Genomic DNA, 25,023 nt, shown 5'->3' on the forward strand with positions numbered 1-25,023 from the left:
GTCCCCATACTGGGCGGCTGCCGAAAGGCGGCCGCCCTTCTTTTCGTATAGGACGGGAAAAGGTCACGGGGCCGTCAGCGCATCAGGCCGGACGCCAGCTTTTCGAGCAGGCGGTTGAGGGTGGCGATCTCGCTTTTCTTCATGTGGCGGAACGCTTCCTCGTAGAGGCGGTTGGCGGCGGCCCAGGCCTTGGCCCCGGCGTCCTTGCCGGCGTCGGTCAGCATCACTTCAGTGACGCGGCCGTCGCTTGGCCGCTGACGGCAGACGACCAGCCCGTCCGCTTGCATCCGCTGGACGATCTTGGTCATCGTCGGCAGCTTGGCGATTGCGTGGTCGGCGATCTCGCTGACGCTGGCGCAATGTTCGAGGTGGAGGACCATCAGCACCCGCCAGCGCGGGATGTCGAGGCCGATCGCCTTCAGCGCCTGTTCCATGTTGCCGAGATAGCGGCCGTTGGCCCGCGCCAGCCAGTAGAACGGCCAGGTCCGGAAGGAGAAGTCGCGGGGCGCCGCCCCCGGCTCCGCTCGTGACCGGCCGGCCGAATCGACCGGGACAGTCGTACTCATGTCCATGGGACTCCTGCGGAAAATGGCGATCGGTGATAACTGCGGCCGGTTAGGGCCGGCGCCAGTCTAACGGGCGGCGGTAGCGGCCTGTCAAGCCGGAAACGACGGTCAAACCGGGGTTTGCATCGCAAGGACGGGCAGGGGCGGTTTCCCGGGGCATCAAGAAATTTACTTGACTAATCACGTAATGTAGCTTGTGATGGCGCTATCGAGAGCAAGAGGGTGAGAGGCAGGCAGATGGGCGCGATCCTCGTCGAGGAACTGGCCCTGGGCGCGGGGGAGACGGCGGTCGTGGTCAAGGACTCGATCGCCGTGGCCGGTTACCCGACTCGCGCCGGCAGCCGCGCCCTAGCCGATGCGCCACCCGCCGCCGCCCACGCCGCCGTCGTCCAGGCGCTGCTCGACGCCGGCTGCCGGATCACCGGCAAGGCGAACATGCACGAACTGGCTTACGGCGTGACCGGGATCAACGGCTGGACCGGCACGCCGGTCAACCCGCGCTACCCGGACCGGGTGCCGGGCGGGTCGTCGAGCGGATCGGCGGTCGCGGTCGCGGCGGGGTTGTGCGATTTCGCGCTGGGTACCGACACCGGCGGCTCGATCCGCATCCCGGCGATCTGCTGCGGCCTGTACGGGCTGAAGCCGACATTCGGCCGGATCGGCCGCGACGGCGTGCTGCCGGCGGAATCGTCGCTGGATTGCGTCGGCCCGTTCGCGCGCAGCCTGGCGATGATCGAACGGGCGATGGCGCTGCTCGACACTAGTTTCCACGCCGAAGCCGCCGTCGCGCGGCCACGGATCGGCGTCGTCGCGGTGACGGCGGACGCGCCGGTCGCACAGGCGGTTGCCGCGCGGCTGGCCGCTTCGCCGGTCGAACAGGTGCCTGTCGCCTTGCCCGGCATGGAGGCGGCCTATGACGCCGGGCTGGCGATCATCGCCGCCGAGAACTGGCGGGCATTCGGCCATCTTGCCCGGTCGCCGCTGCTCGGCGCCGATGTCGGCGAGCGGTTGCGTGCCGCCGAGGCGGTGACCGCTGAACAACTGGCGCGGGCGGAGACGGTCCGCGCCGCGTTCGCCGCCGAGGTCGATGCGGCGCTCGACCGGGTCGACGCGCTGGTGCTGCCGACGATGCCGGGCCTGCCGCTGACCCTGGCGGCGGCGGCGGACGCGCGCGCGACGATCGGCTCCACCGCCTTCGTCCGGCCGTTCAACCTGTCCGGCCACCCGGCGCTCAGCATGCCGCTGACGACGGCGGACGGCCTGCCGGCCGGTTTGCAGATCATCGGGCGGCGCGGCGGCGACGCCCGGCTGTGCGCGGTCGCCCGCGCGCTCGACATCGTAACGGAACAATCAGGAGGAGCAGACCAATGAACTATGTGGAGGCCGGGCGGCCGGTTGCCGCCGACGCGGCGGACCCGTTCGCGCCGCTGCTCGCGGAGATATCCGCCCGCCGGGCGGAGTTCAGCGAGCAGCAGCAGTTGAGCGAGGACGTCGTCGAGAAGCTGCGCGCGGCCGGGGTGTACCGCGCCCTCGTGCCCCGCATCTTCGGCGGCGACGAGTGCTCGCCCGCCGATTTCCTGCGGATGATCGAGCGCATCTCGATTGCTGACGGATCGGCCGGCTGGGTGGCGAGCTTCGGCATATCGGTGCTGTACCTGGCGTCGCTGCCGATGGAGACGCTGAACGAGATCTACGGCAACGGACCGGACGTGATCTTCGCCGGCGGGCTGTTCCCGCCGCAGAAGGCCGAGGTCGTCGACGGCGGGCTGAAGGTCACCGGCAAATGGAAGTTCGGCAGCGGATCGACCGGCGCCGACCTGATCGGCGTCGGTATCAAGGTCGACGGCGGCCAGAATGCCGGCCTGCCGCGCATGGCGGTGATGCCGGCGAAGAAGGTGAAGGTCGTTCCCAACTGGGAGGTCAACGGCCTGAAGGGCACCGGCAGCCACGACCTGGTCGTCGAAGGCGTCGTGGTGCCGGAAAGCTGGACCTTCATCCGCGGCGGCAAGGCGACGCTGGACGGCCCGCTCTACCGTTATCCGTCGATGGGCTTTGCCGCGCAGGTGCTGGCGGTGGTCGGCCTGGGCGTCGCGCGGGCGGCGCTGGACGAGATCACCAGCATCGCCGGCGGGCGCGGATCGATCACCGGCGCGCCGGTGCTGGCCGACCGCGCCTATGTCCAGATCGAGATCGCCAAGGCGGAAGCGGCGCTGCGTTCGGCCCGCGCCTTCTTCTACGAGGCGACCGAGACGGCCTGGCAGAAGCTGGTTGCCGGAGAGACGCTGCCGATCGAGGACATCAACCTGATCCGCCTCGCCGCCAGCCATGTCGCGCGCGTCGGCTCCGATGTCGCCGGCATCGCCTACAAGCTGTCGGGCACCACCGGCATCTACACCGCCCACCCGATCGCCCGGCACCTGCAGGACGCGATGGTGGTTGTGCAGCACGCCTTCCTGTCCGAAGGCACCTGGCAGAGCGCCGGCCGCGTGCTGCTGGGGCTGGAATCCGCCCCCGGCTTTCCCTGATCGACCTGAGAGAGGACCAAGATGACCGATACTACCCAGAAGCCGATCCGCGCGCTGTTCTGCGCGGCAGTGACCCAGAATTTCTTCGACCTGCCCGCGTCCGAGATTGGCGCGGTGTGGGCGGCGACCGGCGAGATGCTGAAGGGCATCCGCGCGATTCCCGGCGTGACCATCCTCGGCACGCTCGACGATGACGAGACGATGGTCGGCACCTCGCCCAACGGCTGGCCGTGGACCTTCTACATCATGGCCGACGTGGCGGACCGGGCCGCCGCGATCGCGGTGTGCAACCTGTTCCGCACCACCCCGGTCGGCGAGTACCGGCTGTGGAAATACATGCGGATCGAGGCGCGGCTGGGCCGCGAGCTGGTCATCCCGGCATGAGCGAGGGCGCGCCACAGGCGGCGCTGGTCACCGGCGGCGCGCAGGGGCTGGGCGCGGAGATTGTCCGCGCCCTGCACCGGGCCGGCTACCGCGTCGCGATCGGCGATATCGCGGAGGCGGCGGCGCTGGCGGCGGAGCTTGACCCGAGCGGTGCCACCGCCTTCGGCCTTGCCCTCGACGTGCGCGAACAGGCGGGGTTCGAGGCGGCGCGCGACCGGATGGTCGCCGCCTGGGGCGGGGCGGACATACTGGTCAACAACGCGGTGATGACCGTGGCGCGGCCGGTGCTCGACATTCCGCCGGAGGAGTTCGACGCGGTGCTGGCGGTCAACCTGCGCGGCACCTTCATCGGCAGCCAGGTGTTCGGCCGGCATTTCCGCGACCGTGGCTATGGCCGGATCGTCAACATGGCGTCGCTGGCGGCGCAGAACGGCGGATCGGCGACCGGCGCGCATTATGCCGCGTCGAAGGGCGCGATCATCACCCTGACCAAGGTGTTCGCCCGCGACCTGGCGGCGCACGGCATCACCGTCAACGCGGTGGCGCCGGGGCCGCTCGACCTGCCGTCGGTGCGGGCGATCGTGCCGGCGGACAAGCTGGACGGGCTGATCGCAGGCATCCCGGCCGGGCGGCTGGGCGACCCGGCGTTCATCGCCGACATCGTCGTCCAACTCGCGTCGCCGGCGGCAGCCTCCGTCACCGGCGCGACCTGGGACGCCAATGGCGGGCTGTACATGCGCTGAGCCGGGCGGGGCGGCGCTACGGTTTCAGCCAAACGAATGCTGCACGCCGGGGCGATTATCTTGCTATGCGGATCGCCCCTCTCAAGGATCGAATATGGCGCGCATACTGTGTTTCGGTGAAATCCTGCTCCGCCTGGCCGCGACCGGCGGCGACCTGCTGGTGCAGAGCCGCAGCCTGGCGGTGCATGTCGGCGGGGCGGAGGCCAATGTCGCCGCCGCGCTCGCCCAGCTTGGCCATGACGCGGCGGTGCTGTCGATCCTGCCGGATTCGCGGCTGGGCGACGCGGCGGTCTCGGCGCTCGGCGCGCGGGGCGTCGATACCCGGCGGATCGCGCGGCGCCCCGGCCGGATGGGGCTGTATTTCTTCGAACCCGGCGCCGGGGCGCGGGCGGGCGAGATCGTCTACGACCGCGCCGGATCGGCCTTCGCCGACGGGCTTGGCACGGCGGTGTGGGACGACGCGCTGCCCGGCGGCGGCTGGCTGCACCTGTCCGGCATCACCCCGGCGCTGACCGCCGTCGCGGCGAACGCGACGCTGGCGCTGGCCCGCGCCGCGCGCGCCGCCGGCTTGCGCGTGTCTTTCGACTGCAATTATCGCCCCAGCCTGTGGCAGGCATCGGGCGGCGACGCGCCGACCATCCTCGGCGCGCTGGCGGCGGAGGCGGACCTGCTGTTCGGCAATTACCGCGACGCGGCGCTGCTGACCGGCGCGGCGTTCGACGGCGACGGGCCGGAGCGGCGGCGCGCGGCGGCCGAGGCGCTGTTCGCCGCTTTCCCGAACCTGACGACGATCGCATCGACCAGCCGCCATGTCGACGGCGCCGACACCCACCGGCTGTCGGCGCGGATCGATACGCCGGACGATGTCGTCCAGCTCGACGAGACGGCGCTGACCGGCATCGTCGACCGGATCGGCGGCGGCGACGCGTTCGCCGCCGGCGTGCTGCACGGGCTGGCGACCGGCGGCGACCCGGCCCGCGCCGCCCGGCTGGGGCTGGCCGCCGCCGTCCAGAAGCATTTCATCTCCGGCGACGTGTGGATCGGCGACGCCGCCGGCCTCGACGCCTTCGTCATCGGCGGCACCGGGGACATCCGCCGGTAAGTGGACCTGTGGGCTCCCGCTTTCGCGGGAGCCCTTTAGTGCGGGCTATTTTCCGGTGAAGTGGCGGTCGTACCAGGCGATCGAGCGCTGGGTGAAATCGGCGAGGTGCTGGGTTTCGCGCATGCCGTGGCCCTCGCGCGGGTAGCGCAGCATCACCGCTTCGACGCCGACGTCGTAGAGCGCGGTGAAATACTGCTCGATCTCCGCCGGGTTGACCAGCAGGTCGTTGTCGCCGTGGCTGAGCAGCACCGGCGTCTTGACCTGATGGACGAAGCGGATCGCCGAGCGGCTCCACAGCATGTCCATGATGCCGCCGGTATGCGGCTTGCCGAAATATTCCTGCTCCAGATAGTCGTGGTAGACCGACATATAGTTGTGGCTGACCAGGTTGGAGATGCTGGCCCACGGGATCGCCGCCTTGAAGCGCGGCGTCTGGGTGATGACCCAGTTGGTCAACTGGCCGCCATAGCTGGCGCCTTCGACGCCAAGCCGCTCCGGGTCGATCCACGGGAATTGGGCGAGCGCCGCGTCGACGCCGCGCAGCACGTCCATCGCCTCGCCGCCATTCTGGTCGCGGGCGATGGCGTTGGCGAAGGCCTGGCCATAGCCGGTCGAGCCGCGGTAGTTGACCATCAGCACCGCATAGCCATGGGCGGCATATGCCTGCGCCTTGTGGACGAAATTCGGCCCCTGCTGGCCATGCGGGCCGCCGTGGATGTTGACGATCATCGGGTGGGTACGCGCCGCCGTGCCGGCGCCGACCCCCGGCGGGATGGTCAGAAACGCCTCGATTTCCCGGTCGTCATAGCTTTTGAAGGTGAAGGCGCGGGTTTCGGCGACCGCCTTGCCGCGCAGCATGTCGGCATTCAGGTCGGCAAGCTGGGTCGCCTTGCCGCCGGGGCGCAGCACGTAAAGCTGCGGCAGGTTGGCGGGCGTTGCCATCGCCGCGACGATGCTGCCGCTGCGTGCGACGGAAAAACCCATGACCGAGCCGCGCGTGCCGGCTTCGGGGCCGATGCGCTCGGCGGTGCCGCCGGCGGCGGGCAGGCGATAGAGGCCGACGTTGCCGCGCGACTGGACGGTGAAATAAAGGTGGCGACCGTCCGGGGACCATTGCGGGCGGCCCTGGACGTCGTCGATCCCGGCGCCGAGGTCACGGCGCGCGCCGGTGGCGACGTCCAGCGTCCAGACATGGGGGTTCTCCATGTTGGTTTCGGACGAAGTGACTGGGCGCATCAGGCCGGAAAAGGCGATGGTCCTGCCGTCCGGCGAGAAGCTGGCGGCATATTCGACGCCGCGCGTCTGGCTGAGCCGCCGGATCGCTTTCGTCCCGACGTCGATCGTGAAGATGTCGAAATTGTAAGTGAAGTCCTGGTCCTTTTCCGGGTTCTGCAGGAACAGCAGCGTCCGGCTGTCCGGCGCCCAGTCGATCGAATGCTCGTAGCGGTCGCCGTCGGTCAACTGGGTGACGGTGCCGCCCGCCACGTCGACGACGAACAGATGCAGGCGCTTGTTGTCATTGAACCGTTCCGGCCAGCCGCGCGCTGGGCGATACCAGTAGCGGGTGATGATGATCGGGTCCGCTTCCATCGGCGGTTCGGTCGACGGCACGGCGGAGACGAAGGCGATCTTGCTGCCGTCCGGCGACCAGGCGAAATCCTTGCTTGCGCGCGGCAGCGGGTGGTTGCTGTCGTCGACTGGGGCGAGCAGCCGGGCGTTGCCGCCGCCGGCGTCGGCGATCATGATGCCGTCACCGCCGCGCCAGGCGACGCGCTTGCCGTCTGGCGCCCAGCGCGGCGTGCCGCCGGCGACGCCTTCCGCGCTGCCCCAGGGTGCCGCCTTGCCGGTGGCGACGTCGGCGCTCCAGATCCGGGTGTAGGGCATGCCGACGCGATCGCCGTACTGAACGGCGAACAGCACGGTGCGGCCGTCCGGCGACAATTGCGGGTCGCTGGCCGATTTCAGGTAGAACAGGTCGGCGATCTCGATCTTCGGCGAGGCCGTGCGCGGCAGGACGGTACTAATCCCGGTTTTTTGAAGCTCTTGCGCCGTGGAAGGCAGCGGCAGGGCGAGCAGCGCGACGGCGGCGATGCCGACCATGAAGCGCAGATATCCTGATCGTTCCGGCATATTGACCTCCCCCTTTTTAAATAGCTATGTCAGAAATCTATATTGTGTAATAGAAATTGCCAGCGGAAATGTGCACGACTGCGGGAGGAAGGAGAGAAGGGCGCCGCAGGCCGGGCAGCGCGTAGAGCGCCGCTATCATTGCCTGTTTATCACAAATTTTATACAGAGCCGTCCGCAATCCCCCATTTTCACATTGGTTTTCGCATGAGCCTAGTCGTCCGCAATCTTTCAGAGCAGCTGGTGGACCTGGTCAGAGACCGTATCCTGTCCGGCGCGGTGCTGCCGAACAGCGCGATCCGCCAGGACGCACTGGCCAGCGAACTGGGCATCAGCAAGATCCCGCTGCGCGAGGCGCTGGCCCGGCTCGAGCAGGAAGGGTTGCTAATTTCGCAGGCCAATCGCGGCTTCTTCGTCCGTCCGCTGTCGGCGGAGGAGGCGGAGGAGGTGTTCGCTTTGCGCCTGAAGCTGGAACCGGACGTAATGGTGCTGAGCGCGGAACGGGCGACCGCCCAGCAGCGCAAGGCGGCGAAAGACGTGTTTGCTTCGCTGTATCAGGTGACGGAGGCCGGCGGCGCCGGTGTCGCCGCGTTCAACCGCGCCTTTCACATGGCGCTGCTGCGGCCCGCCGGCCAGCCGATCGTGCTCGGCATATTGCGGCGGCTGCACGTGATGGCCGACCGCTATGTCCGCAAGCATCTGGAGCCGCTGGGCCGCGACGAACGGGCGAATGAGGAGCATCGCGAGATACTGGCGATCTGGTTGGCGCGCGACCTGGACAATATCCGCGTGCTGACCGAGCGCCACCTGGAAAAGACCCGCGACGACCTGCGGCAGCAGCTGACGATCGAGAGTTGACAAGCTTTTTTGCGACCAGAATACCGTATACGAAATTGCTCGAGGGGTGGGGATGATGCGACGGCGCTTCGGATGGTCGGCGTTGTTCGGGCCGGTATGCGCCGGCGCGATGGCGATGGCGGTGACGACGACCATGGCGGCGGCGCCTGCGCAGGCGGGGCCGTTGACGCTGGAGGCGATCTACGGCGCTGAGGCGGTACAACTGGAACCGCGGCTGGTCAGCAAATGGCTGGGCCGCGATGCCTATACGGTGATCGAGCCGGCCGCCGGCGGCGGTGTCGACATCGCGCGCTACGACACAGCGTCGGGCGCCCGTTCCATCCTGATCGCCGCCGCCGCGCTGATCCCGCCAGGCGCGGACAAGCCACTGGCGGTGTCCGACTATGCCTGGTCGCCGGACGGCCGGCGCGCGCTGCTGTTCGTCCGCAGCGCCGAGGCGCGCCGCAACAATCCCGTCGGCGACTACTGGCTGTTCGACCTGGACAGCAAGGCGCTGCGCCGGATCGGCGGCACGGCGCCGGCGCTCAGCCTGCTCTATGCCGAATTCTCGCCGGACGGTCGGTCGGTCGCCTATGTCCAGGCCAACAATCTGTATGTCGAGACGCTGGCTGACGGGGCGGTGCGCCGGCTGACCACGGACGGCAGCGACCTGCTGCTGAACGGCCGCGCCGACGTGGCATATGAGGAGGAGTTCCGGCTCGGCAAGGCCTTTGCCTGGAGCCCGGATTCGCGCCGTATCGCCTATTGGCAGTTCGACACGACCGGCATCGGCACCTTCTACATGATCCGCAATACCGGCGGCGTCTATTCGACGGTGATCCCGCAGCAATACCCGAAGCCGGGCACGACATTGTCGGCGGTGCGGGTCGGCAGCGTCGCGGTCGACGGCGGGGCGACGACCTGGTTCGCCGTCCCCGGCGACCCGCGCCAGACCTATATCCCGCGCATGGACTGGGCGGCGAACGCCGACGAGGTGCTGATCCAGCACGAGAACCGGCTGCAGAACCGCAACGCCGTGCTGCTCGGCAGCGTCGCGACCGGGGCGGTGCGCGAGATCTTCGTCGATTCCGATGCGGCGTGGGTCAACGTCAACGACGACCCGCAATGGCTGGCCGGCGGCCGCGCCTTTACCTGGCTCAGCGAGCGCGACGGCTGGCGCCATCTGTATGTCGTATCGCGCGACGGCACGCGGGCCGAACTGCGCACGCCGGGCGCCTTCGACGTGGTCAGCGTGCAGAATATCGATCTGGCCGGTGGCCATGTCTATTTCATCGCGTCGCCCGAAAACGTCACCCAGCGTTACCTGTATCGCGCGACGCTGAGCGGCAAGACGCGGGTCGAGCGGCTGACCCCGGCGGCGGAGCCGGGGTTTCACGCCTATGACATCGCCCCTGGCGCGCGCTGGGCGTTCCATACCGTATCCCGTTTCGACAGCCCGCCGGTGACCGACGTCGTCAGCCTGCCGGCGCACCGGCCGGCGCGGACGCTGTCGATCAATGCGGCGATGCGCGCCTTCGTCGGCGCGGCGGACAAGGGCGCGGCGGAATTCTTCCGGGTCGATATCGGCGGAGGTGTCGCGCTCGACGCGTGGATGATGAAACCGCCCGGTTTCGACCCGGCCAAGACATATCCGCTGCTGATCTACGTCTATTCCGAACCGGCCGGGCAGACGGTGCAGGATAGCTGGGGCGGCGACCGCTATCTGTGGCACCTGATGCTGACCCAGCGCGGCTATCTGGTCGCCAGCATCGACAGCCGCGGCGCCAATTCCCCGCGCGGGCGCGACTGGCGCAAGAGCATCTACCGCCAGATCGGCATCCAGGCATCAGCCGATCAGGCGGCCGCGCTGCGCGCAATGATCGCCAGCCGCCCCTATATCGACCCGGCGCGGATCGGCGTCTGGGGGCGCAGCGGCGGCGGTGCGATGACGCTGAACGCGATGTTCCGTTACCCGGAACTGTACGCGACCGGCATCGCCATCGCCTCGCCGACCGACCAGCGGCTGTACAACGCGATATACCAGGAACGCTATATGGGCCTGCCGGACGACAATGCGAAAGGCTATGCAGACGGTTCGCCGATCAACTTCGCACAAAATCTGAGGGGTAAGCTGCTGGTCATCCACGGCACGGCGGACGACAATGTCCATTACCAGAATCTGGAGCAATTGGTCGACCGGTTGATGGCCCACGGCAAGCAGTTCTCGATGATGGCCTATCCGGACCGGACCCACGGCATCAGCGAAAAACCGGGCACGCGGCTGCATCTGCAGACGCTGATGACCGATTATCTGAACGACAACCTGCCGCCGGGCGGGCGGTAAAGGAGACGGGCGATGGCGCGGCGTGACGGGGCGAGGCGGGGCTGGCTGGCTCGGGCAACACTGGTGGCAGGGATGATGATGGCAGGATTGATCGCGACGCCGGCGCTGGCCGCCTCCACCGGGTATGACGCGCTGGCGAAGCTGTTCGACGAATGGCGCACGTTCGAGCGGCCGGCGATGGCGGACGGGGTGGCCGATTACGGCACCGCCGCGATGGCGCGGAAGGCCGCCGGCCTGGCCGCGTTCCAGGAGAAGCTAGCCGCCATCCCGACCGCCGGCTGGACTGAGGCCGAGCTGGTCGACCACCGGCTGGTCGCGGCGGAGATGAACGGCCTCGATTTCGACCTGCGGGTGCTGCGGCCGTGGGCGCGCGACCCGGCCTTCTACGTCAGCGTCTGGCCGGAGCGCTCCGACGTGCCGTCGCGCGAAGGGCCGGTCTCCTTCCCGGAGATCGAGCTGTATGCCTATAAATTCCCGCTCGCCAAGACCGACCAGGCGGTGCTGACGCGGCGGTTCGCCGCGATCCCCGGTTTCCTGGCGCAGGCGCGCGCCAACCTGAAGGACAGCACCGCGCGCGACCTGTGGGTCTACGGCACGCAGAGCCTGCGCAACCAGGCGGAGGCGCTGGCCCGGCTGGAGGCGGGGACGCTGACCGTCACCACGCTGGAGGGGGCGTGGAACGCCAACCTGAACGGCGCCAGCCCGGCGCTCAGCACGGCGGTGGCGAAGGCGCGGGCGGCGACGGAGGATTTCGTCCGCTGGCTTGAGGCGGAGGCGCCGGGCAAGACCGGGCCGTCGGGCGTCGGCAAGGAGAATTACGCCTGGTATCTGAACAACGTCCACCTTGTTCCCTATAGCTGGGACGACGAGGTCGCGTTGCTCCGCCGCGAGCTGGAACGCGCCCATGCGACGCTGAAGCTGGAGGAGCACAACAACCGCGCGCTGCCGCCGCTGCTCCCCGCCGACGACAAGGCCAGCCTCGACCGGCTGGCGGCCGAGCGGCTCGACCGGTTCGTCGCCTTCCTCGTCGATGACGGCATCATCCCCGACAAGCCCTATCTGAAGGAATCGCTGGTCCCGCAGACGGTGCGTTTCGTGCCGCCGGGCGAGCGGCAGTTCTTCGCCCATGTCACCCACCGCGAGCCGATGTTGCTCTACGCGCACGACTATCACTGGATCGATCTGGCGCGGATGCGCGACGAGCCGCATGCCAGCCCGATCCGCCGCCGGGCGCTCTTGTCCAACATCTGGGACAGCCGGGCGGAGGGCTTCGCCACCGGCTTCGAGGAGCTGGTGATGCATGCCGGGCTGTACGACGACAATCCCCGTGCCCGCGAACTGGTGTGGATCATGCTCGCCAACCGCGCGGCGCGGGGGCTGGCGTCGCTCTACGTCCAGGCCAATCTGTGGACGCTGGAGCAGGCCGGGCTGTTCCAGGCGGAATGGACGCCGCGCGGCTGGGCAGGGGCGCGGGATTCTCTGACCACGTTCGAGCAGCTATTGTACCTGCGCCAGCCGGGCTACGGCACCAGCTATGTCTCCGGCAAGCTGCTGTTCGACCGGCTGATGACCCGCTTCGCCCACGCGCAGGACAAGGCCGGCAAGCCGTTCGAGCTGCGCGAGCTGATGCGCCAGTTCAACGACGCCGGGATGATCCCGACCACCGCGATCGAGCAGGAACTGGCGCCGCCCGGCACACCAACGCTGGGGGAATAGCGGCGGCGCGCCCGATTGCGGGTCGCAATGAAATGCGCGCACCCCCATCGTAAAGGCGTGAAGAACCGGGACGGGGCCCAAATAATATTGGGAATTTCCCAATAGCGTCCCGGCGTTTCTTGACTTTTGCGCGTCTGATGCCCATAAACAGGACGCTAACGTCGCCTGCGACGGAATTTGACGCTTCAGGCCGATCCTTCCTTTCTCACGCTACAAGCTCCGTCGGTATTTCGCCGGCGGGTCATCTTCGTGTTTGCGAAGGACACATCATGCCTATTGGTACCGTTAAATTCTTCAACACCGAAAAGGGTTTCGGTTTCATCAAGCCGGACGACGGCGGCACGGACAGCTTCGTCCACATCAGCGCCGTCGAGCGAGCCGGCATGACCACGCTTCGGCAGGACCAGCGGGTCACCTACGAGATCGAGACCGACCAGCGCGGCCGGTCTTCGGCGGTGAACCTGGAGGCCGCCGGCTGACCTGTCGGCCGTGACGACTGCCGGCCCCTGGGCAGAGCGCGGGGCTTTCCCGGCGCGCCTGCACAGGGGCCGGGTTGCTACCTCGACCTCGACCGTGGCCGGGGTTTTCATCCACCCATGCGCGCCAGACGGCCGTATTTTAGGGATATCATGCGTTTTCCAATTCGTTTTTCACCTCACACACACGAACCGAGGCCGGCGGCAAGGCCGCCGCATCGCCTCAGCATTCATCGGAAACCAGCCGTTTCCGGCACCACTCTGTCCCGCCGCGCCCTGCGCCGGGCGGTGGCCGAAATGATCGACTGATTCCTCCAATCAGGAGAAACGCGCCGTGTCCGTCACCAGCAGCTTCTATCTCGCCCGCGCCATAGATTGCGCCCGCGAGGCCAGCGCCACCGACCTCGCCAATGTGCGCGAGCGTTGTCTGCGTTCAGAGGCGGCGTGGCGGGCGATGGCGGAACGCGTGCTGCGTACCGAGGCGAGCCGCTCTAAGCGCGAGGCCGAAAGGGCACGGGATACCGCCGGCGGCTGATCGCCGCGTCCGCGATCGAATTCCGAACGGCAGGCAGGGGCGCAGGCCCGGCAGACTCGGTTTGCCGCACGATCCTCTCCGATCGGCGGCAAACCGGTTCGCTGTCGAAACCGTTCATCCACGAGACAGTTTGGCCGGAACAGTCAGCGTATTCCGGTTGCCGAACCCGCCGAGGCGGGCGGCAGCCGGGCAGTATTCGCGCATCCGCGCAACCAGCTATCGTGTCTTGAAGGAAGAACGCAATGGGTATCGCCGTCACAAGGCCAACATCTCTCGTCATGTCCGCACTGTTCGTGCTGGCGGCGCCGGGCGCCGCGCTGGCGCAGGAGGCCGTCCAGGCCGACAGCGCCGAACAAATCAACGTCTACGGATCGCCGCCGGCGGACCTGACCGGGCTGCCGGAAGGGCCGGCGATCGAAGGCATCATTTCCGCGCGCAGCGGCGGAAGGATGCAGGTTACCGGTGCCGATGAGACGAACACGACGGTCGCGCTCAGCGAGGGCACCGAAATCCGCGGGCGTGGCGGCTTCCTCGGCATGAAGCGGACGCCGCTCGCCGCCGACGCGCTGCTCAACGGCCTGCCAGTCACCGTCGAGACGGTGCAGTGGGGCGGGGGGCTGCTGGCCAGCCGGATCCGGCTGAAGGACGCCGATCTGAAGACCGCGGCGATGATCCGCAGCGGCACCGCCCAGGGCTTTGCCGAGCAGAGTGCGGCGACCGAGGCGCTGCGCGGCCGGATGGGCGATATCGACCAGTATAACGTGAAACGGACGACCAACGTCTATTTCGACACCGGCAAGTGGCAGTTGTCGTCGGCGGCGGCGAGCGAGCTTTGCGCCACGGTGCGCGAGGCGGAGGCGACGAACAACGCGCTGCTGCTCGTCGTCGGCTACACCGATTCGGTCGGCAACGAGGATTACAACCAGGTGCTGAGCGAACGCCGCGCCGGCCGCGTCGTCAACTACCTGCAGCAGCAGTGCCGCTGGGCACCCTACCGGATGCTGACGCCGACCGGCATGGCGGAGGCCGACCCGCTGGCCGACAACGAAACCCCCGAAGGCCGCGCGCAGAACCGCCGGGTTTCGGTCAACATCCTGGTCAGCAAGGCGGTCGACGGCCTGCAGTAAGCCGGACGGGGCGGGCGGTGCCTGGCCCCCGGACGCCCTTCGTTTTCGGTTCAGCCGATCGCCTGGGCGACCAGATGGCCGGATACGCCGCCCAACCCGGGTCCGGGGTGGGTGGAGGCGCCGATCTGGTAGAGGTGCCTGATCGGTGTCGCATGGCCGCGCGCGGCGGCGAATGGGCGCAGCAGGTGGAACTGGTCGACCGAGCAGACGCCTGAATAGGGGTCGCCGCCGACGAGGTTGATGTTGTGCGCCTCAAGCGTATGCGGGCCGAGCACCGTCATGCCCAGCATCGCCGTGTCGAGGTTGGCGATGTGGGCGCCGAGCCGGGCGACGATCCGCCGCGCATAGGCTTCGGCGATCGCGTCGGTCCAGCGGCCGTCCGCCGGCGCCGCGATCTCGCCGGCCGCGTCGCCGCGAATGACGCGGGGCAGTTCCTGCAACTGGATCCACAGCAGCGAAGCGCCGGGCGGGCAGCGGGACGGGTCGGCATCGGCGGGCTGGCCGACGACGATCGTCGCCTCCGCCGGCAGCAGGCCGCGTTCCGCCTCGTTCACCGCGCGCGATACGCCGTCCAGCCCCGGCGTCAGGTGGAGCAGGCCGACCCGGCCCAGTTCCGGGTCCGCCCAGCGCGGCGGCTCCGACAGAGCGATGTGGATCTGCATGCAGCCCCGGCCGTAGCGATAGGCGGCGGCCTGCCGGCGGATGTCCGGCGCGACCGGCTGGCCGGCCAGCAGCCGCTCGTAAAGCTGGGTCGGCGTGACGTTGCAGACGACGGCGCGGGACGCGGCGAAGCGGCGGCCGTCGGCGGTGACGACGCCGCGCGCTCTGCCGCCCACGACGGTGATGCCGGTGACGTCGGCGTCGGTCAGCACGGCGCCGCCGCCCGCCTCGATGATGCGGCGGAAGGCGGTGACGATGTTGGCGCTGCCGCCTTCGACGAACGGAATGCCGACCATTTCCAGCGTGAACATCACCACCTTGGCCATCAGCGCCGAAAAACTGCTTTCCGGGCCCAGCCCGACATGCAGCACCCACGGCGCGATCAGCGCGCGGACAAGATCGGAGCCGAAGGATTGTTCCAGCCAGTCGCGCACCGGCAGCAACCCGCCGGCACCGAACCCGGCCATGCCGTCGACCCCGCGCCGGAACAACTGCCCGCCGAGGAGCTTCAACGTTGCGGCGGAGCGCGGTTCCTGCCCCAGCAGGCCGAAGATCAGCGGCGCATCGCGCTCGATCTGTGCCATCGCGGCGGCATGGGCGGCGCCGTCGCCCCGGTGGAGCGTGTCGAACGCGGCGACGTTCTCCGCCCGGGCCTGGCGCAGCAGCAGCGACCGGCCGTCGGGCAGCAGCACGCCGGTCGGCACAGCCGCCGGTACCATCCGCACCCCTTCCGCCGCCAGCCGGGGCTTCAGCGCCGGGTAGAAAGGGGTGGTGACGAACAGCGGATAGGACATGGAAAACAGGTCGTGGCGATAGCCGGGCAGCGTCACCTCCCCGGTGCGGATGCAGCCGCCGGCGACGGCCGCCCGTTCCAGCACCAGCACGCGCCGGCCCCTGCCGGTCAGTTCGGCGGCGCAGACCAGCGAATTGATGCCGCTGCCGACGATCACCACGTCATAATCGCTCATTCGCCCGCCTCCTCGAACCCGGTCTCCTCAAACCACGCCGCCGGCGACCGGCCCTGGTCCGGCCCCAGCATGGTGAAGCCGCCGTCGACGGCAATGTCGGTGCCGGTGATGAACCCCGCCATGTCCGAACAGGCGAACACCACTGCGTCGGCCACGTCGCCGCCGCGTCCGGCCCGGCCGAGCGGGTGGAGCCGCGCCGCGACGCGGTCGGCACGGGCTTCGTTGCCGGCGCGCGCCGCCAGCGCGGGCGACCATGTCCAGGCCGGGGTCACGGAGAGCACGCGAATGCCGCGCGGCGCCAGCGTCGCGGCGGCGTTGCGGGTGAACTGGGCGAGCGCCGCCTTCGATGCCGGGTAGAGCGCCCGTCCGGCCGCGCCATAGCGTCCGCCGACGCTGGTGATGTTGACGATGACGCCGCGCCCGTCGGGCAGATGGGCCATCGCCGCACGGGTCAGCATCGCCGCGCCGACAAGGTTGACGTTCAGCGTTGCCAGCCATTGCTCGCGGGTCGAATCCAGCCCGGCATCGGCGTAGATGCAGGCGTTGTTGATCAGCGTGTCGACATGGCCGAAGCGGGCGATCGCGGCGGCGACGGCGGCGGCGATATCGGCATCGCTGGTCAGGTCCGTCCGCACGAACAGCGCGCCTTCGCCCAGTTCCGCCGCGACCGCCTCGCCCTCCGCCACGCCGCGGCCGAGCAGGACGACGCTGGCACCGGCGCCGTGCAGCCGCCGGGCGATATCGGCGCCCAGCCCCTGCGTCGCGCCGCTGACGATCGCGACGCGGCCGGCGAGGGCGATCATGCCGCCTCCGGGGGGAACAGGCTGTCCACCGACGCAACATCGCCGATCAGGGCGATGTTGAACAGCGCCGCGTCGTGGACCTCCGGCCGGGCGGCGGAGCAGGCGTCGGCGGCGACGACGACTTCGTAGCCCATGTCGGCGGCGTGACGGGCGCTGTGCTCGACCACCGAATTGGTGGCGACCCCGGCCATCGCCAGCCGGGTCGCGCCGAGATCGCTCAGCACCGCTTCCAGCGGGGAATCATAGAAGGCGTTGACCCGGCCGTGGGTGACGACCGCCTCGCCGGCCAGCGGCTCCAGCCCGGCATGCCAGTCGACGCCCCAGCTGCCTTCCTCCATCGCCCCGGCGGCAACGACGTTGCGGAAAATCGGCGCGTTGGTCCGCACGCCCGCGTGCCCGGCGGGAAAGGCGATGCGGACATGGACGATCGGCACGCCGGCCCGCCGGGCGCCGGCCAGCAGCCGCGCCGCCGCCGCGACTACCGCGTCGCGCCGGTCGCTGCCCTCGGCGACGCCCAGCCGGATGCGCCCGTCCGGGTGCAGCACCTCATTCTGGTAATGCAGCGCCAGCAACACGGTGCCGCTGGTCACAGGAACGCTTCCAGCGTCGCGTGCACCTCCTCGCTGTCGATCAGATCGATCCGCTTCTCGACGATGGCGAAGCCGTCGCCGCGCGGCAGCAGGCGGTGGGTGTAGAAGCCGGAGAGCAGCCGCTGCGGCAGCGACAGCCGGCTTTCGGCCATCAGAAAGGTGGAATGGACGACGGTTTCGCCCGGCACCGTCGCGGTGCCGAGGCGGATATTGCCGACGATCCGGGCGGCGTGGACTTGTGGCTGCTGCGACCAGGCGCGCTTTTCCTCCAGCCGGCGGGCGCGGACCTCGCGCATCATCGCGTCCTCGTAGAACAGCGAGACGTGGTTGATCGGATCCGGCTGGTCGGGGCGGAGCGGGGCCCAGTACATGCCGTCGGGGGTGAACAGCTCCAGCCAGTCGAACCAGCGCCGCTGGTCGAGCAGCGCTGCTTCCTCGAACAGGAAGGCAGTGACGGCGGCGAGGATGTCGGCCGGGGACATGGTTGCGGTCGCGCTCATCTCAGGCCTCCTCGCCCATATATTCGGCCCAGGCGCGAAACTGGTTGCGCATCGGCAGCTCGCTCAGCCCGCCGCCGGTGTAGCGGCCGTTGCCGTCGCCCTGCTCGCGCCCCGCCTCGCGGTGCAGGCTGACCCAGTCGCCGCCGTCGGTCGCCAGCCCTTCCTGCACGCGGGCATAGACCTCGATGTCGTCGGGCATCACGTTGGACGACGGCGAGTTGACGATGTTGGCGTAGGTGATCGAACGCTGGAAATAATCCTCCGGCGCGCCCTTCAGGCGGAAGGTGTAGATCTCGACCAGCGTCCGGTCGACCGCGATCGGCCGGATCACGCGCAACTGCTGGAACGAGGTGTGCGGCGCGCAGCTTGGGTAGATGATCGAGTTATGGCGTTGGACGGACAGGATTTCGTGCGCCTTTTCCGGCCCGTGCACCGCCTCCAGCGCCGCCTGGTGGCCGAGCGACACCGGGTCGGTCGGCGGGGTGAAGATCGCGCCCATGTAGCTGTGGCCGCGGTCGTAGGCGACCATCTCCAGCGCCCCCCAGAAATCATAAGGCTCGCCATTGCCTTCGATGATGTGGAGCTGGAACGGCATCTGCCCGCCGTCGCCGCGATGCTGATACTCGGCGCGGGCGGCGTTGACCGCGCTTTCGTGGGTGACCATCGGGTGCGACGTATCATTCAGATTTTCGAAGAAAATCTTCCAGTTCGACCGTTGCCAGACGCGGAACACGCCCCCGGCGACCTCGACCTCCCCCTCCGGCGCGCGGTCGCAGAAATTGTCCAGCGTCAGCCGGATGCCGCCCAGGAACTCCTCCAGCGACGGCCCGTCCTCCGCCAGGCTGGCGAAGACGAAGCCGCGATAGCTTTGCTGGCGGGGCACTCGCCGCACGGAGAATGCCGGGTCGCGCAGGTCGAAGCGCGTATCCTCATACCCCTCCCGCGCCGGCACCGACAGCAGCCGGCCGTCGCAGCGGAAGTTCCAGCCGTGGAACGGGCAGCGCAGGAAGCGCCCGGCATTGCCGCACGGCTGGGCGAGCAGCTTGGCGCCCTTGTGCGGGCAGCGGTTGAACAGGACATGCGGCTTGCCGTCGTCGCCGCGCACCATCACCACCGCCTCGCGGCCGATCAGCGCCTGATGATAGTCGCCGACGTTGGGGATCTGGCTTTCATGGCCGACATAGATCCAGGCCCGGCCGAAGATGCGGTCCATCTCCAGCTCGAACAGGCCGGGGTCGACATAGACCGACTTGTGGACGCGGTCCGGTTCGACCAGCGTATCGATGGCGGGCAGTTGGCGGGTCATCCTATCCTCCAGCAGAATATCAGGCATCGAGCACCAGCCGCTCGCCCCTGGCGCGCGACACACAGGTGCAGATCAGTTTTCCGGCGCGTTTCTCGCGCTCGCTCAGGTTCATGTCGCGATGGTCCGGCTCGCCATCGATCACGTCGGTGACGCAGATGCCGCATTCGCCGCGCCGGCAGTCGAACAGCGGATCCAGGCCGATCTCCTCCATCACCTCCAATATCGTGCGGCCGACCGGCACTTCCGCCGTCTTGCCGCTGCGCGCGAAGACGGCGGTGAACGGGCGGTCGCCGGCCCGCGGATCGTCGGCGCCGAACAGCTCGAAATGCAGGCGCGCATCCGGCCAGCCGGCCGCCTTCGCCGCCGCCAGCGTCGCCGCGATCAGCGGGCGCGGCCCGCAGACATACAGGTGCCGGCCCTCGCGCGGCCCGGCGACCAGCGCGTTCAGGTCAAGCCCCTTCGCCGGGTCGCCGCCGTCGCACACCAGCCGCGCGCCGGGCATCGCCGCCACCTCGTCGGCATAGGCCATCGCCGCGCGGTGGCGGCCGGCATAATGGATCTCGGCGCCGCGCCCGCCCAGCGCGCGGGCCATCGCCAGGATCGGCGTGATGCCGATGCCGCCGGCGATCAGCAGGGTCTCCGTCGCCGTCGTGACCAGCGGAAAGTCGTTGCGCGGGCTGCCGACGCGGATCGGGTCGCCGGCGCCGAGGCTGTGCATGAAGCGTGATCCGCCCCGCCCATCGCCGCTCAGCGCCACCGCGATCCGGTAGACGCCGGTCTCTCCCGGCGCATTGACCAGCGAATAGGCGCGCATGCCGGATCGGCCGTTAGGCAGGCGCACCTCGCATTCGACATGCGCGCCGGCTGAAAAACCGTCGAGGCGTTGCCCGTCGGCCGGGGCCAGCGCGAATTCCCGCACCGCCTCCGCCCGCTGGGCCGCCTCAACCACTCGCATCGGCCTCAACACGCACGGCACCTCTGTCGTCGGGCGGGGACGCCCGTGATCTGCTGCTGTCGACATCATGGCGGCCGGGCGGCGGCGGACAACGCCGCCGGCTGGTCAGTTCGCGCAGGGTCTGTCCGAAAACGGAAGCAATCCGACGGCGGCGGTGTCCGGCCTCAGGCGGGCAGGGTGCGCCGTGCGCGATCCAGCGTCGCGTGGGGCGGTTCGCCGAAGCGGTCGCGGTAGAGGCTGGAGAAGCGGCCAGGGTGGCGGAAGCCGACGCAGGCGGCGACATGGGCGACGGTGGCGGCGCGCCCGCTCGCCAGCCGCATCCGGGCTTCGTCGAGCCGGGTCTGGCGCAGCCATTCGATCGGGCTGCTCGCCCGGAAGCGCCGGAATGCGGTGTGGAGGGTGCGCGCGCTGACGCCGGCGGCCGCCGCGATACCCTCCATGTCGATATCGTCGCCCAGATGGCGGCGCATGAAATCCTCCGCCCGGCGCAGATGATAGGGCACCGCTGCCCCAACGGGCGCGGTGGCCGTGTCGTCCGCATGGTTGAGCAGCAGGTGGTGCGCCAGCATCTCCATGGCCAGCGCGCCGGTGGCATCGTGGGCGGAGGAGCCGGCGGCCGGGTGGGCGATCAGGTAGCGGGCGAGCGCGATCATCGACAGGCCGGTGCTGCTGTCCAGCGCGAAAGTCGTGTCGAACGCGAAGCGCGCCGGCGCGGGCCGGCCGGTCAGCGCCTCCGCCGCGCGGATCAGCGTCGCCCGCTGGATCGGGATGATCAGTTGCTCGCAGTCCGCCGACCAGCGCAGGCTGCGCTGATCGAGCGATTCCAGAATCAGCCCGTGGTCCGCCGGGCAGGTCGTGATGCCGCCGGCATGCTCGACCTGGATCCAGCCGGACAGCACCAGTTGCAGCATGACGAAGCCGGAGGACGGCTCCGGCCTGACCGCGACTTCCGACCCGTAGCGCAGCTTGACCAGCGACAGCCCGCCGACCGGCATGCGGCTGAGGCTGGCGTCGCAGCGGCGGCCGGGAGCGGCCAGTTCCATCTCGTGCGGGCACAGCACGCTGGCGACGCCGGAGCATATCGCGCTGGGCGTGTGGCCGGCGAACACCTGGAAGGCGTCGAGCCGGCCCGCATCCAGGCGCAATGCCGCCAGCGCCGCCGTCATGGGCAGCCTCGCCGTCGGCATGGGTTGGAAAGCGGCATCCTCATCCTCTCGCGCGGCGCAATCCGCCGTTGGCCGGCCGTGCATTAGGCGGGCAGGGCGGGCTGCCTGTCAAGCCGCCACGGCCTGCGCCTCAGCGCCGCAGGGTGCTGGGCGGGACGCCGAACCGGCGCTTGAACAGCCGGGTGAAATGGCTGCTGTCGTTGAAGCCGGCGGCGTAGGCGATCTGGCCGATCGAGCGGTAATCCCCGCTGGCGGCGAGCCAGCGCCGCGCCTGATCCAGTCGCAGGTCGCACAGCCAATGGCCCGGGGTGGTGCCGGCTTCCGCGAACAGGCGATAGAGGCTGCGGCGCGACAGGCCGAAATGCCCGGCGATCGCCTCTACATCCAGCTCCGGATCGCCGACCCGCGTTTCCACCCAGTCGCGCATGCGGGCGATGGCGGCGTCAGCGCGCGCGCGCGACAGGCTCCTGTCGGCCGGGCGGTCCTCCAGGGCGCGATCGAGCATCGCCATGGTGACCGACAGGGTGACGGCACTGTCGCGCGCGTCGCAGGCGTCGCCGCCGTTGGTGAAGGTGCGGATCATGCCCGACAACATCCGCCCGACGCCCTGCTGGCCGGAAATCGGCACGGCGTAGAGCCGGTCGGCGTCGGCGCGCAGTTGCGTGACCATCTCGCGCGGCGCGCCCAGCACGACGGAACGGTTGCGGGCCGGTGCGTCGATGATGCACGGCGCGCGCGAATCCATCAGCACCATGTCGCCACCGGCCAGCGCGACCTTGCGGTCGTAATGGTCGACGACCAGCTCGCCGATGAGCGGCATGAGGATGAACGCACGGGCGGACCATTGCTCGGCAAGGGCGGGGCGGATGCTCCTGACCGCGCGTGCGCGGATCAGGAAGCCGTCGAACGGGCCGAGCGCGACGGGGGCCAGCGCGCCGGCGGCCTGCCCGTCGGTGGAGGTCGGTTCGGTCTCGAACGCGCCGTATACTGCCTTCAGCGAACGGGCGAAGCCGGCGAGGCCCGTTGCTTGTGACCTGGATTCCATCATCCACTCCGCCTTTGAAGAGAGGCAAAGGCCGTCATCGACCGGGCGAACAGCGCGGCATTGTTCGGATGAATCGGATCGATTTCAAGTAAATTCGGCGAGGGGCCAGGCGGGGCGCCGGGCTGGCACCCAGAGACCGGAGATTGGCACGGACGGACGGGACAGCGCGTCCGGCACCGTGGCACAGCGCGGGGGCAGCCGGCCGTGCGAAACAGGCCGGAACGATAACAGACCGAAGGGCGGCGGCGGACCGCCAGGCCCTTCAGGTAAAGAGGGGATGGCATGTGAGGACCCGTTACGCCCTGATTCTATGCAGCGGCCTGACCGTGCTGGCTGCGCCGGCGCTGGCCCAGGAGGCCGCCGATACGGATTCGACGGATATCGTCGTCACCGCGCAGAAGCGCGCGCAGTCGGTGCAGGACATCGGCATCAGCATCACCGCGATCGGCGAGGACGAACTGCGGCGAAGCCAGGCGACCGACATCGGCACGCTGGCCAACCAGATATCGAACGTCGTCGCGACGACCAGCTCGAACCTGCCCGCCTTCACCGTGCGCGGCATCGGCCTCAACGAATTCGCGTCGAACTTCGACTCCCCGGTCGCCGTCCATGTCGACGAGGTGTACAAGAGCAAGCCCTACATGGCGACGGTGCCGTTCTACGACATTCAGCGGGTCGAGGCGCTGAAAGGGCCGCAGGGGACGCTGTTCGGCCGCAACACCACCGGCGGGTCGGTCAACTACTACACCGTCGAGCCGCAGTTCGATTCCTCCGGCGGGATGAACCTGTCGATCGACAATCACGGCCGCGGGCGGATCGACGGCTTCGTCAACACGATGCTTGGCGAGCAGGCGGCGGTGCGCGGCTCCTACTTCGTCTCGCAGGGCCATGGCGGGCCGTACCGCAACCTGCTGACCGACAGCCGCTGGGGCAGCCCCAACCAACTGGCCGGGCGGCTGCAGCTGAAATGGCAGGGGGAGGGCACCACAATCCGCCTGATGGGCTACGGCTTTCGCGACAAGAGCGAACTGGCGCCCTACAAAAGCCCGGGCCTGTTCAACCCGGACGGGACGCTGTGCCCGCAGGTATTCACCGGCGAAATCCAGCGGCGGCGCGACTCATGTCTGAAATTCGGCCCGTTCGTGCCGGGGCCGAGCCCCCTCGGCCTGAGGGAATCGCAGAGCATCCGCACCTTCGCCGCCGATACGCCGTGGAAGGCCGACAACAGCGCCTATGGCGGCTATGCCCGGGTCGAGCAGGAAGCCGGGCCGCTGACCCTGACGTCGATCACCGCGTTTGACTATTTCAAACGCGATCAGGTCGACGACCCGGACGACACGCCTTACGTCACCACCAACCAGAACCTCTACAGCCGGATCAAGCAGTTCTCGCAGGAATTGCGGGCGACCGGCACGTTCGGGCGGTTGAACGTCTTGGTCGGCGGTTTCTACGAACATGACTCGATCCGCGACGTGGCGAGTGCCAATGTCGGGGAGAACCCGCTGGTCGGCCTGCCGCCCTTCGCGCCGCGCCTCGCCGCCGCCTTCACCCAGAAGGTGCGCTCGCTGGCGGTGTTCACCAATAACGAACTGGCGCTGACTGACACGCTGTCGATCGTCGCCGGCCTGCGCTACACCAACGACAAGACCTCGCTCGACGCGAGCAGCTATCTGGGCGCCGACGATCCGACCGGGCCGACGCATATCGTCTCGCCGGCGATCCCAGTGTCCGACCTTGTCGACAGCCGGACGGACGGCACGACGTCCTTCCGCCTCGGCCTCAACTGGAAGGCGTCGCCGGACCAGCTATTCTACGCGTCGATCTCCCGCGGCTTCCGCAGCGGCGGCTACAGCGTGCCGTTCGGCGGCGTGATCACCAGCTTCGATCCCGAAAAGCTGACCGCCTACGAGATCGGGTCGAAATCGCGGCTGGCCGGGCGAACGCTGGACCTGAACCTGTCGGCCTTCTTCTACGACTACAAGGACCTGCAGACCAACGTCGACGATCCGCTGTCGCCGCTGGTGCCGATCACCCGCAACATCGGCGGATCGCGGACCTACGGTGCCGAGGCGGACCTGACGTGGCGGCCGACGCCGACGACGCTGCTGCGCGTCGGCGGCAGCTATCTCGACGCGAAATACCGCAACACGGACGCGGTCATCACCACTTATGCCGGGCCGATCGCGCTTGACGGCAAGCGGCCGGTCAACACGCCGAAATGGTCGGCGCAGGGCCTGTTGCAGCAGAGCGTACCGGTCGGGCCGGACCTGGACCTGATCGGCAGCACCGATTTCAAGTATATCGGCGCGCGCTTCCTGGAATCGACCGGCCAGATCTTCGATCGCGCGCCGGCCTATTGGGTGCAGAATGCCCGGTTGGCGCTGTCGAGCCGGACCGGCGGCTGGGAAGTGGCGCTGTGGGGCAAGAACATCTTCAACAAGGAATATCTGACCTACATCAACAATGTCAGCTTCTTCCGTATCGAAATCTACGGCGAGCCGGTGTCCTACGGGCTTTCCGCGTCGTTCAAATTCTGATGCCGGCAGGG

22 protein-coding genes are annotated in these 25,023 nt (G+C 68.9%); 12 read left to right on the plus strand and 10 right to left on the minus strand.

The features are described 5' to 3' along the window. Nucleotides 1-74: 74 nt before the first annotated feature. Nucleotides 75-566, minus strand: coding sequence for a MarR family winged helix-turn-helix transcriptional regulator (locus tag E4A53_RS08465; protein ID WP_136162663.1), 492 nt, complete (start codon nt 564-566; stop codon nt 75-77). 222 nt (nt 567-788) lie between these two features. On the opposite strand from E4A53_RS08465, the gene E4A53_RS08470 reads away from it, so the two are divergent. From E4A53_RS08470 to E4A53_RS08490, 5 genes are all read left to right on the plus strand, one after another. Continuing rightward, nucleotides 789-1,937: an amidase gene (locus tag E4A53_RS08470; RefSeq protein WP_239018205.1), complete on the plus strand. Its 1,149-nt coding sequence runs from the start codon at nt 789-791 to the stop codon at nt 1,935-1,937. Next, complete coding sequence (locus tag E4A53_RS08475) at nt 1,934-3,091, plus strand: acyl-CoA dehydrogenase family protein (protein ID WP_136162664.1); 1,158 nt, start codon at nt 1,934-1,936, stop codon at nt 3,089-3,091. Before E4A53_RS08470 ends, E4A53_RS08475 begins: the two co-directional genes overlap by 4 nt. Before the next feature lie 21 nt (nt 3,092-3,112). Further along, nucleotides 3,113-3,475, plus strand: coding sequence for a hypothetical protein (locus E4A53_RS08480; RefSeq protein ID WP_136162665.1), 363 nt, complete (start codon nt 3,113-3,115; stop codon nt 3,473-3,475). After that, entirely contained in the window at nt 3,472-4,218 is a 747-nt protein-coding gene (locus E4A53_RS08485) for an SDR family NAD(P)-dependent oxidoreductase (RefSeq protein WP_136162666.1), read from the plus strand. The genes E4A53_RS08480 and E4A53_RS08485 overlap by 4 nt, the downstream gene beginning before the upstream one ends. A gap of 94 nt (nt 4,219-4,312) precedes the next feature. Continuing rightward, nucleotides 4,313-5,320 (plus strand): PfkB family carbohydrate kinase, encoded by a 1,008-nt coding sequence (locus E4A53_RS08490; protein WP_136162667.1) that lies wholly within the window; start codon nt 4,313-4,315, stop codon nt 5,318-5,320. A gap of 45 nt (nt 5,321-5,365) precedes the next feature. On the opposite strand, the gene E4A53_RS08495 is transcribed toward E4A53_RS08490, so the two are convergent. Beyond that, nucleotides 5,366-7,450 (minus strand): S9 family peptidase, encoded by a 2,085-nt coding sequence (locus E4A53_RS08495; protein ID WP_136162668.1) that lies wholly within the window; start codon nt 7,448-7,450, stop codon nt 5,366-5,368. Nucleotides 7,451-7,654: 204 nt separating this feature from the next. Here E4A53_RS08495 and E4A53_RS08500 point away from each other — a divergent pair, with 204 nt between their 5' ends. The 6 genes from E4A53_RS08500 (at nt 7,655) to E4A53_RS08525 (ending at nt 14,482) form a co-directional block, all read left to right on the plus strand. After that, on the plus strand, nt 7,655-8,305 hold the full coding sequence (locus tag E4A53_RS08500) for a GntR family transcriptional regulator (RefSeq protein WP_136162669.1): 651 nt from the start codon (nt 7,655-7,657) through the stop codon (nt 8,303-8,305). A 52-nt stretch (nt 8,306-8,357) separates the two neighbouring features. Then, complete coding sequence (locus tag E4A53_RS08505) at nt 8,358-10,628, plus strand: S9 family peptidase (protein ID WP_239018206.1); 2,271 nt, start codon at nt 8,358-8,360, stop codon at nt 10,626-10,628. Between the two features lie 12 nt (nt 10,629-10,640). Beyond that, nucleotides 10,641-12,344: a DUF885 family protein gene (locus E4A53_RS08510; protein ID WP_206366279.1), complete on the plus strand. Its 1,704-nt coding sequence runs from the start codon at nt 10,641-10,643 to the stop codon at nt 12,342-12,344. Nucleotides 12,345-12,613: 269 nt separating this feature from the next. Further along, on the plus strand, nt 12,614-12,823 hold the full coding sequence (locus E4A53_RS08515; protein ID WP_136162670.1) for a cold-shock protein: 210 nt from the start codon (nt 12,614-12,616) through the stop codon (nt 12,821-12,823). A gap of 331 nt (nt 12,824-13,154) precedes the next feature. After that, nucleotides 13,155-13,355, plus strand: coding sequence for a hypothetical protein (locus E4A53_RS08520; protein WP_136162671.1), 201 nt, complete (start codon nt 13,155-13,157; stop codon nt 13,353-13,355). A gap of 278 nt (nt 13,356-13,633) precedes the next feature. Beyond that, nucleotides 13,634-14,482: an OmpA family protein gene (locus tag E4A53_RS08525; RefSeq protein ID WP_239018207.1), complete on the plus strand. Its 849-nt coding sequence runs from the start codon at nt 13,634-13,636 to the stop codon at nt 14,480-14,482. Nucleotides 14,483-14,532: 50 nt separating this feature from the next. Here the strand turns inward: E4A53_RS08525 and E4A53_RS08530 are convergent, their stop codons facing one another. The 8 genes from E4A53_RS08530 to E4A53_RS08565 form a co-directional block, all read right to left on the minus strand. Then, nucleotides 14,533-16,110 (minus strand): phytoene desaturase family protein, encoded by a 1,578-nt coding sequence (locus E4A53_RS08530; RefSeq protein ID WP_136162673.1) that lies wholly within the window; start codon nt 16,108-16,110, stop codon nt 14,533-14,535. Further along, nucleotides 16,107-16,913: an SDR family oxidoreductase gene (locus tag E4A53_RS08535; protein WP_136162674.1), complete on the minus strand. Its 807-nt coding sequence runs from the start codon at nt 16,911-16,913 to the stop codon at nt 16,107-16,109. Before E4A53_RS08535 ends, E4A53_RS08530 begins: the two co-directional genes overlap by 4 nt. Continuing rightward, a complete protein-coding gene (locus E4A53_RS08540) occupies nt 16,910-17,503 on the minus strand; it encodes a cysteine hydrolase family protein (RefSeq protein ID WP_136162675.1) in 594 nt (197 codons plus the stop codon). The genes E4A53_RS08535 and E4A53_RS08540 overlap by 4 nt, the downstream gene beginning before the upstream one ends. After that, nucleotides 17,500-18,003: an aromatic-ring-hydroxylating dioxygenase subunit beta gene (locus E4A53_RS08545; protein WP_239018208.1), complete on the minus strand. Its 504-nt coding sequence runs from the start codon at nt 18,001-18,003 to the stop codon at nt 17,500-17,502. The genes E4A53_RS08540 and E4A53_RS08545 overlap by 4 nt, the downstream gene beginning before the upstream one ends. Before the next feature lies 1 nt (nt 18,004). Next, nucleotides 18,005-19,336, minus strand: a complete 1,332-nt coding sequence (locus E4A53_RS08550) for an aromatic ring-hydroxylating dioxygenase subunit alpha (RefSeq protein ID WP_239018209.1) — start codon at nt 19,334-19,336, stop codon at nt 18,005-18,007. Next, entirely contained in the window at nt 19,329-20,258 is a 930-nt protein-coding gene (locus E4A53_RS08555; protein WP_206366280.1) for a PDR/VanB family oxidoreductase, read from the minus strand. Before E4A53_RS08555 ends, E4A53_RS08550 begins: the two co-directional genes overlap by 8 nt. A 170-nt stretch (nt 20,259-20,428) precedes the next feature. Next, complete coding sequence (locus E4A53_RS08560) at nt 20,429-21,430, minus strand: AraC family transcriptional regulator (RefSeq protein WP_168694336.1); 1,002 nt, start codon at nt 21,428-21,430, stop codon at nt 20,429-20,431. 130 nt (nt 21,431-21,560) lie between these two features. Beyond that, nucleotides 21,561-22,478: a helix-turn-helix domain-containing protein gene (locus E4A53_RS08565; RefSeq protein WP_206366281.1), complete on the minus strand. Its 918-nt coding sequence runs from the start codon at nt 22,476-22,478 to the stop codon at nt 21,561-21,563. A 281-nt stretch (nt 22,479-22,759) separates the two neighbouring features. On the opposite strand from E4A53_RS08565, the gene E4A53_RS08570 reads away from it, so the two are divergent. Beyond that, nucleotides 22,760-25,012, plus strand: coding sequence for a TonB-dependent receptor (locus tag E4A53_RS08570; RefSeq protein ID WP_239018210.1), 2,253 nt, complete (start codon nt 22,760-22,762; stop codon nt 25,010-25,012). The last annotated feature ends 11 nt before the right edge of the window (nt 25,013-25,023 follow it).

The organism is Sphingomonas flavalba (assembly GCF_004796535.1).
GTDB classification, from domain to species: domain Bacteria; phylum Pseudomonadota; class Alphaproteobacteria; order Sphingomonadales; family Sphingomonadaceae; genus Sphingomonas_L; species Sphingomonas_L flavalba.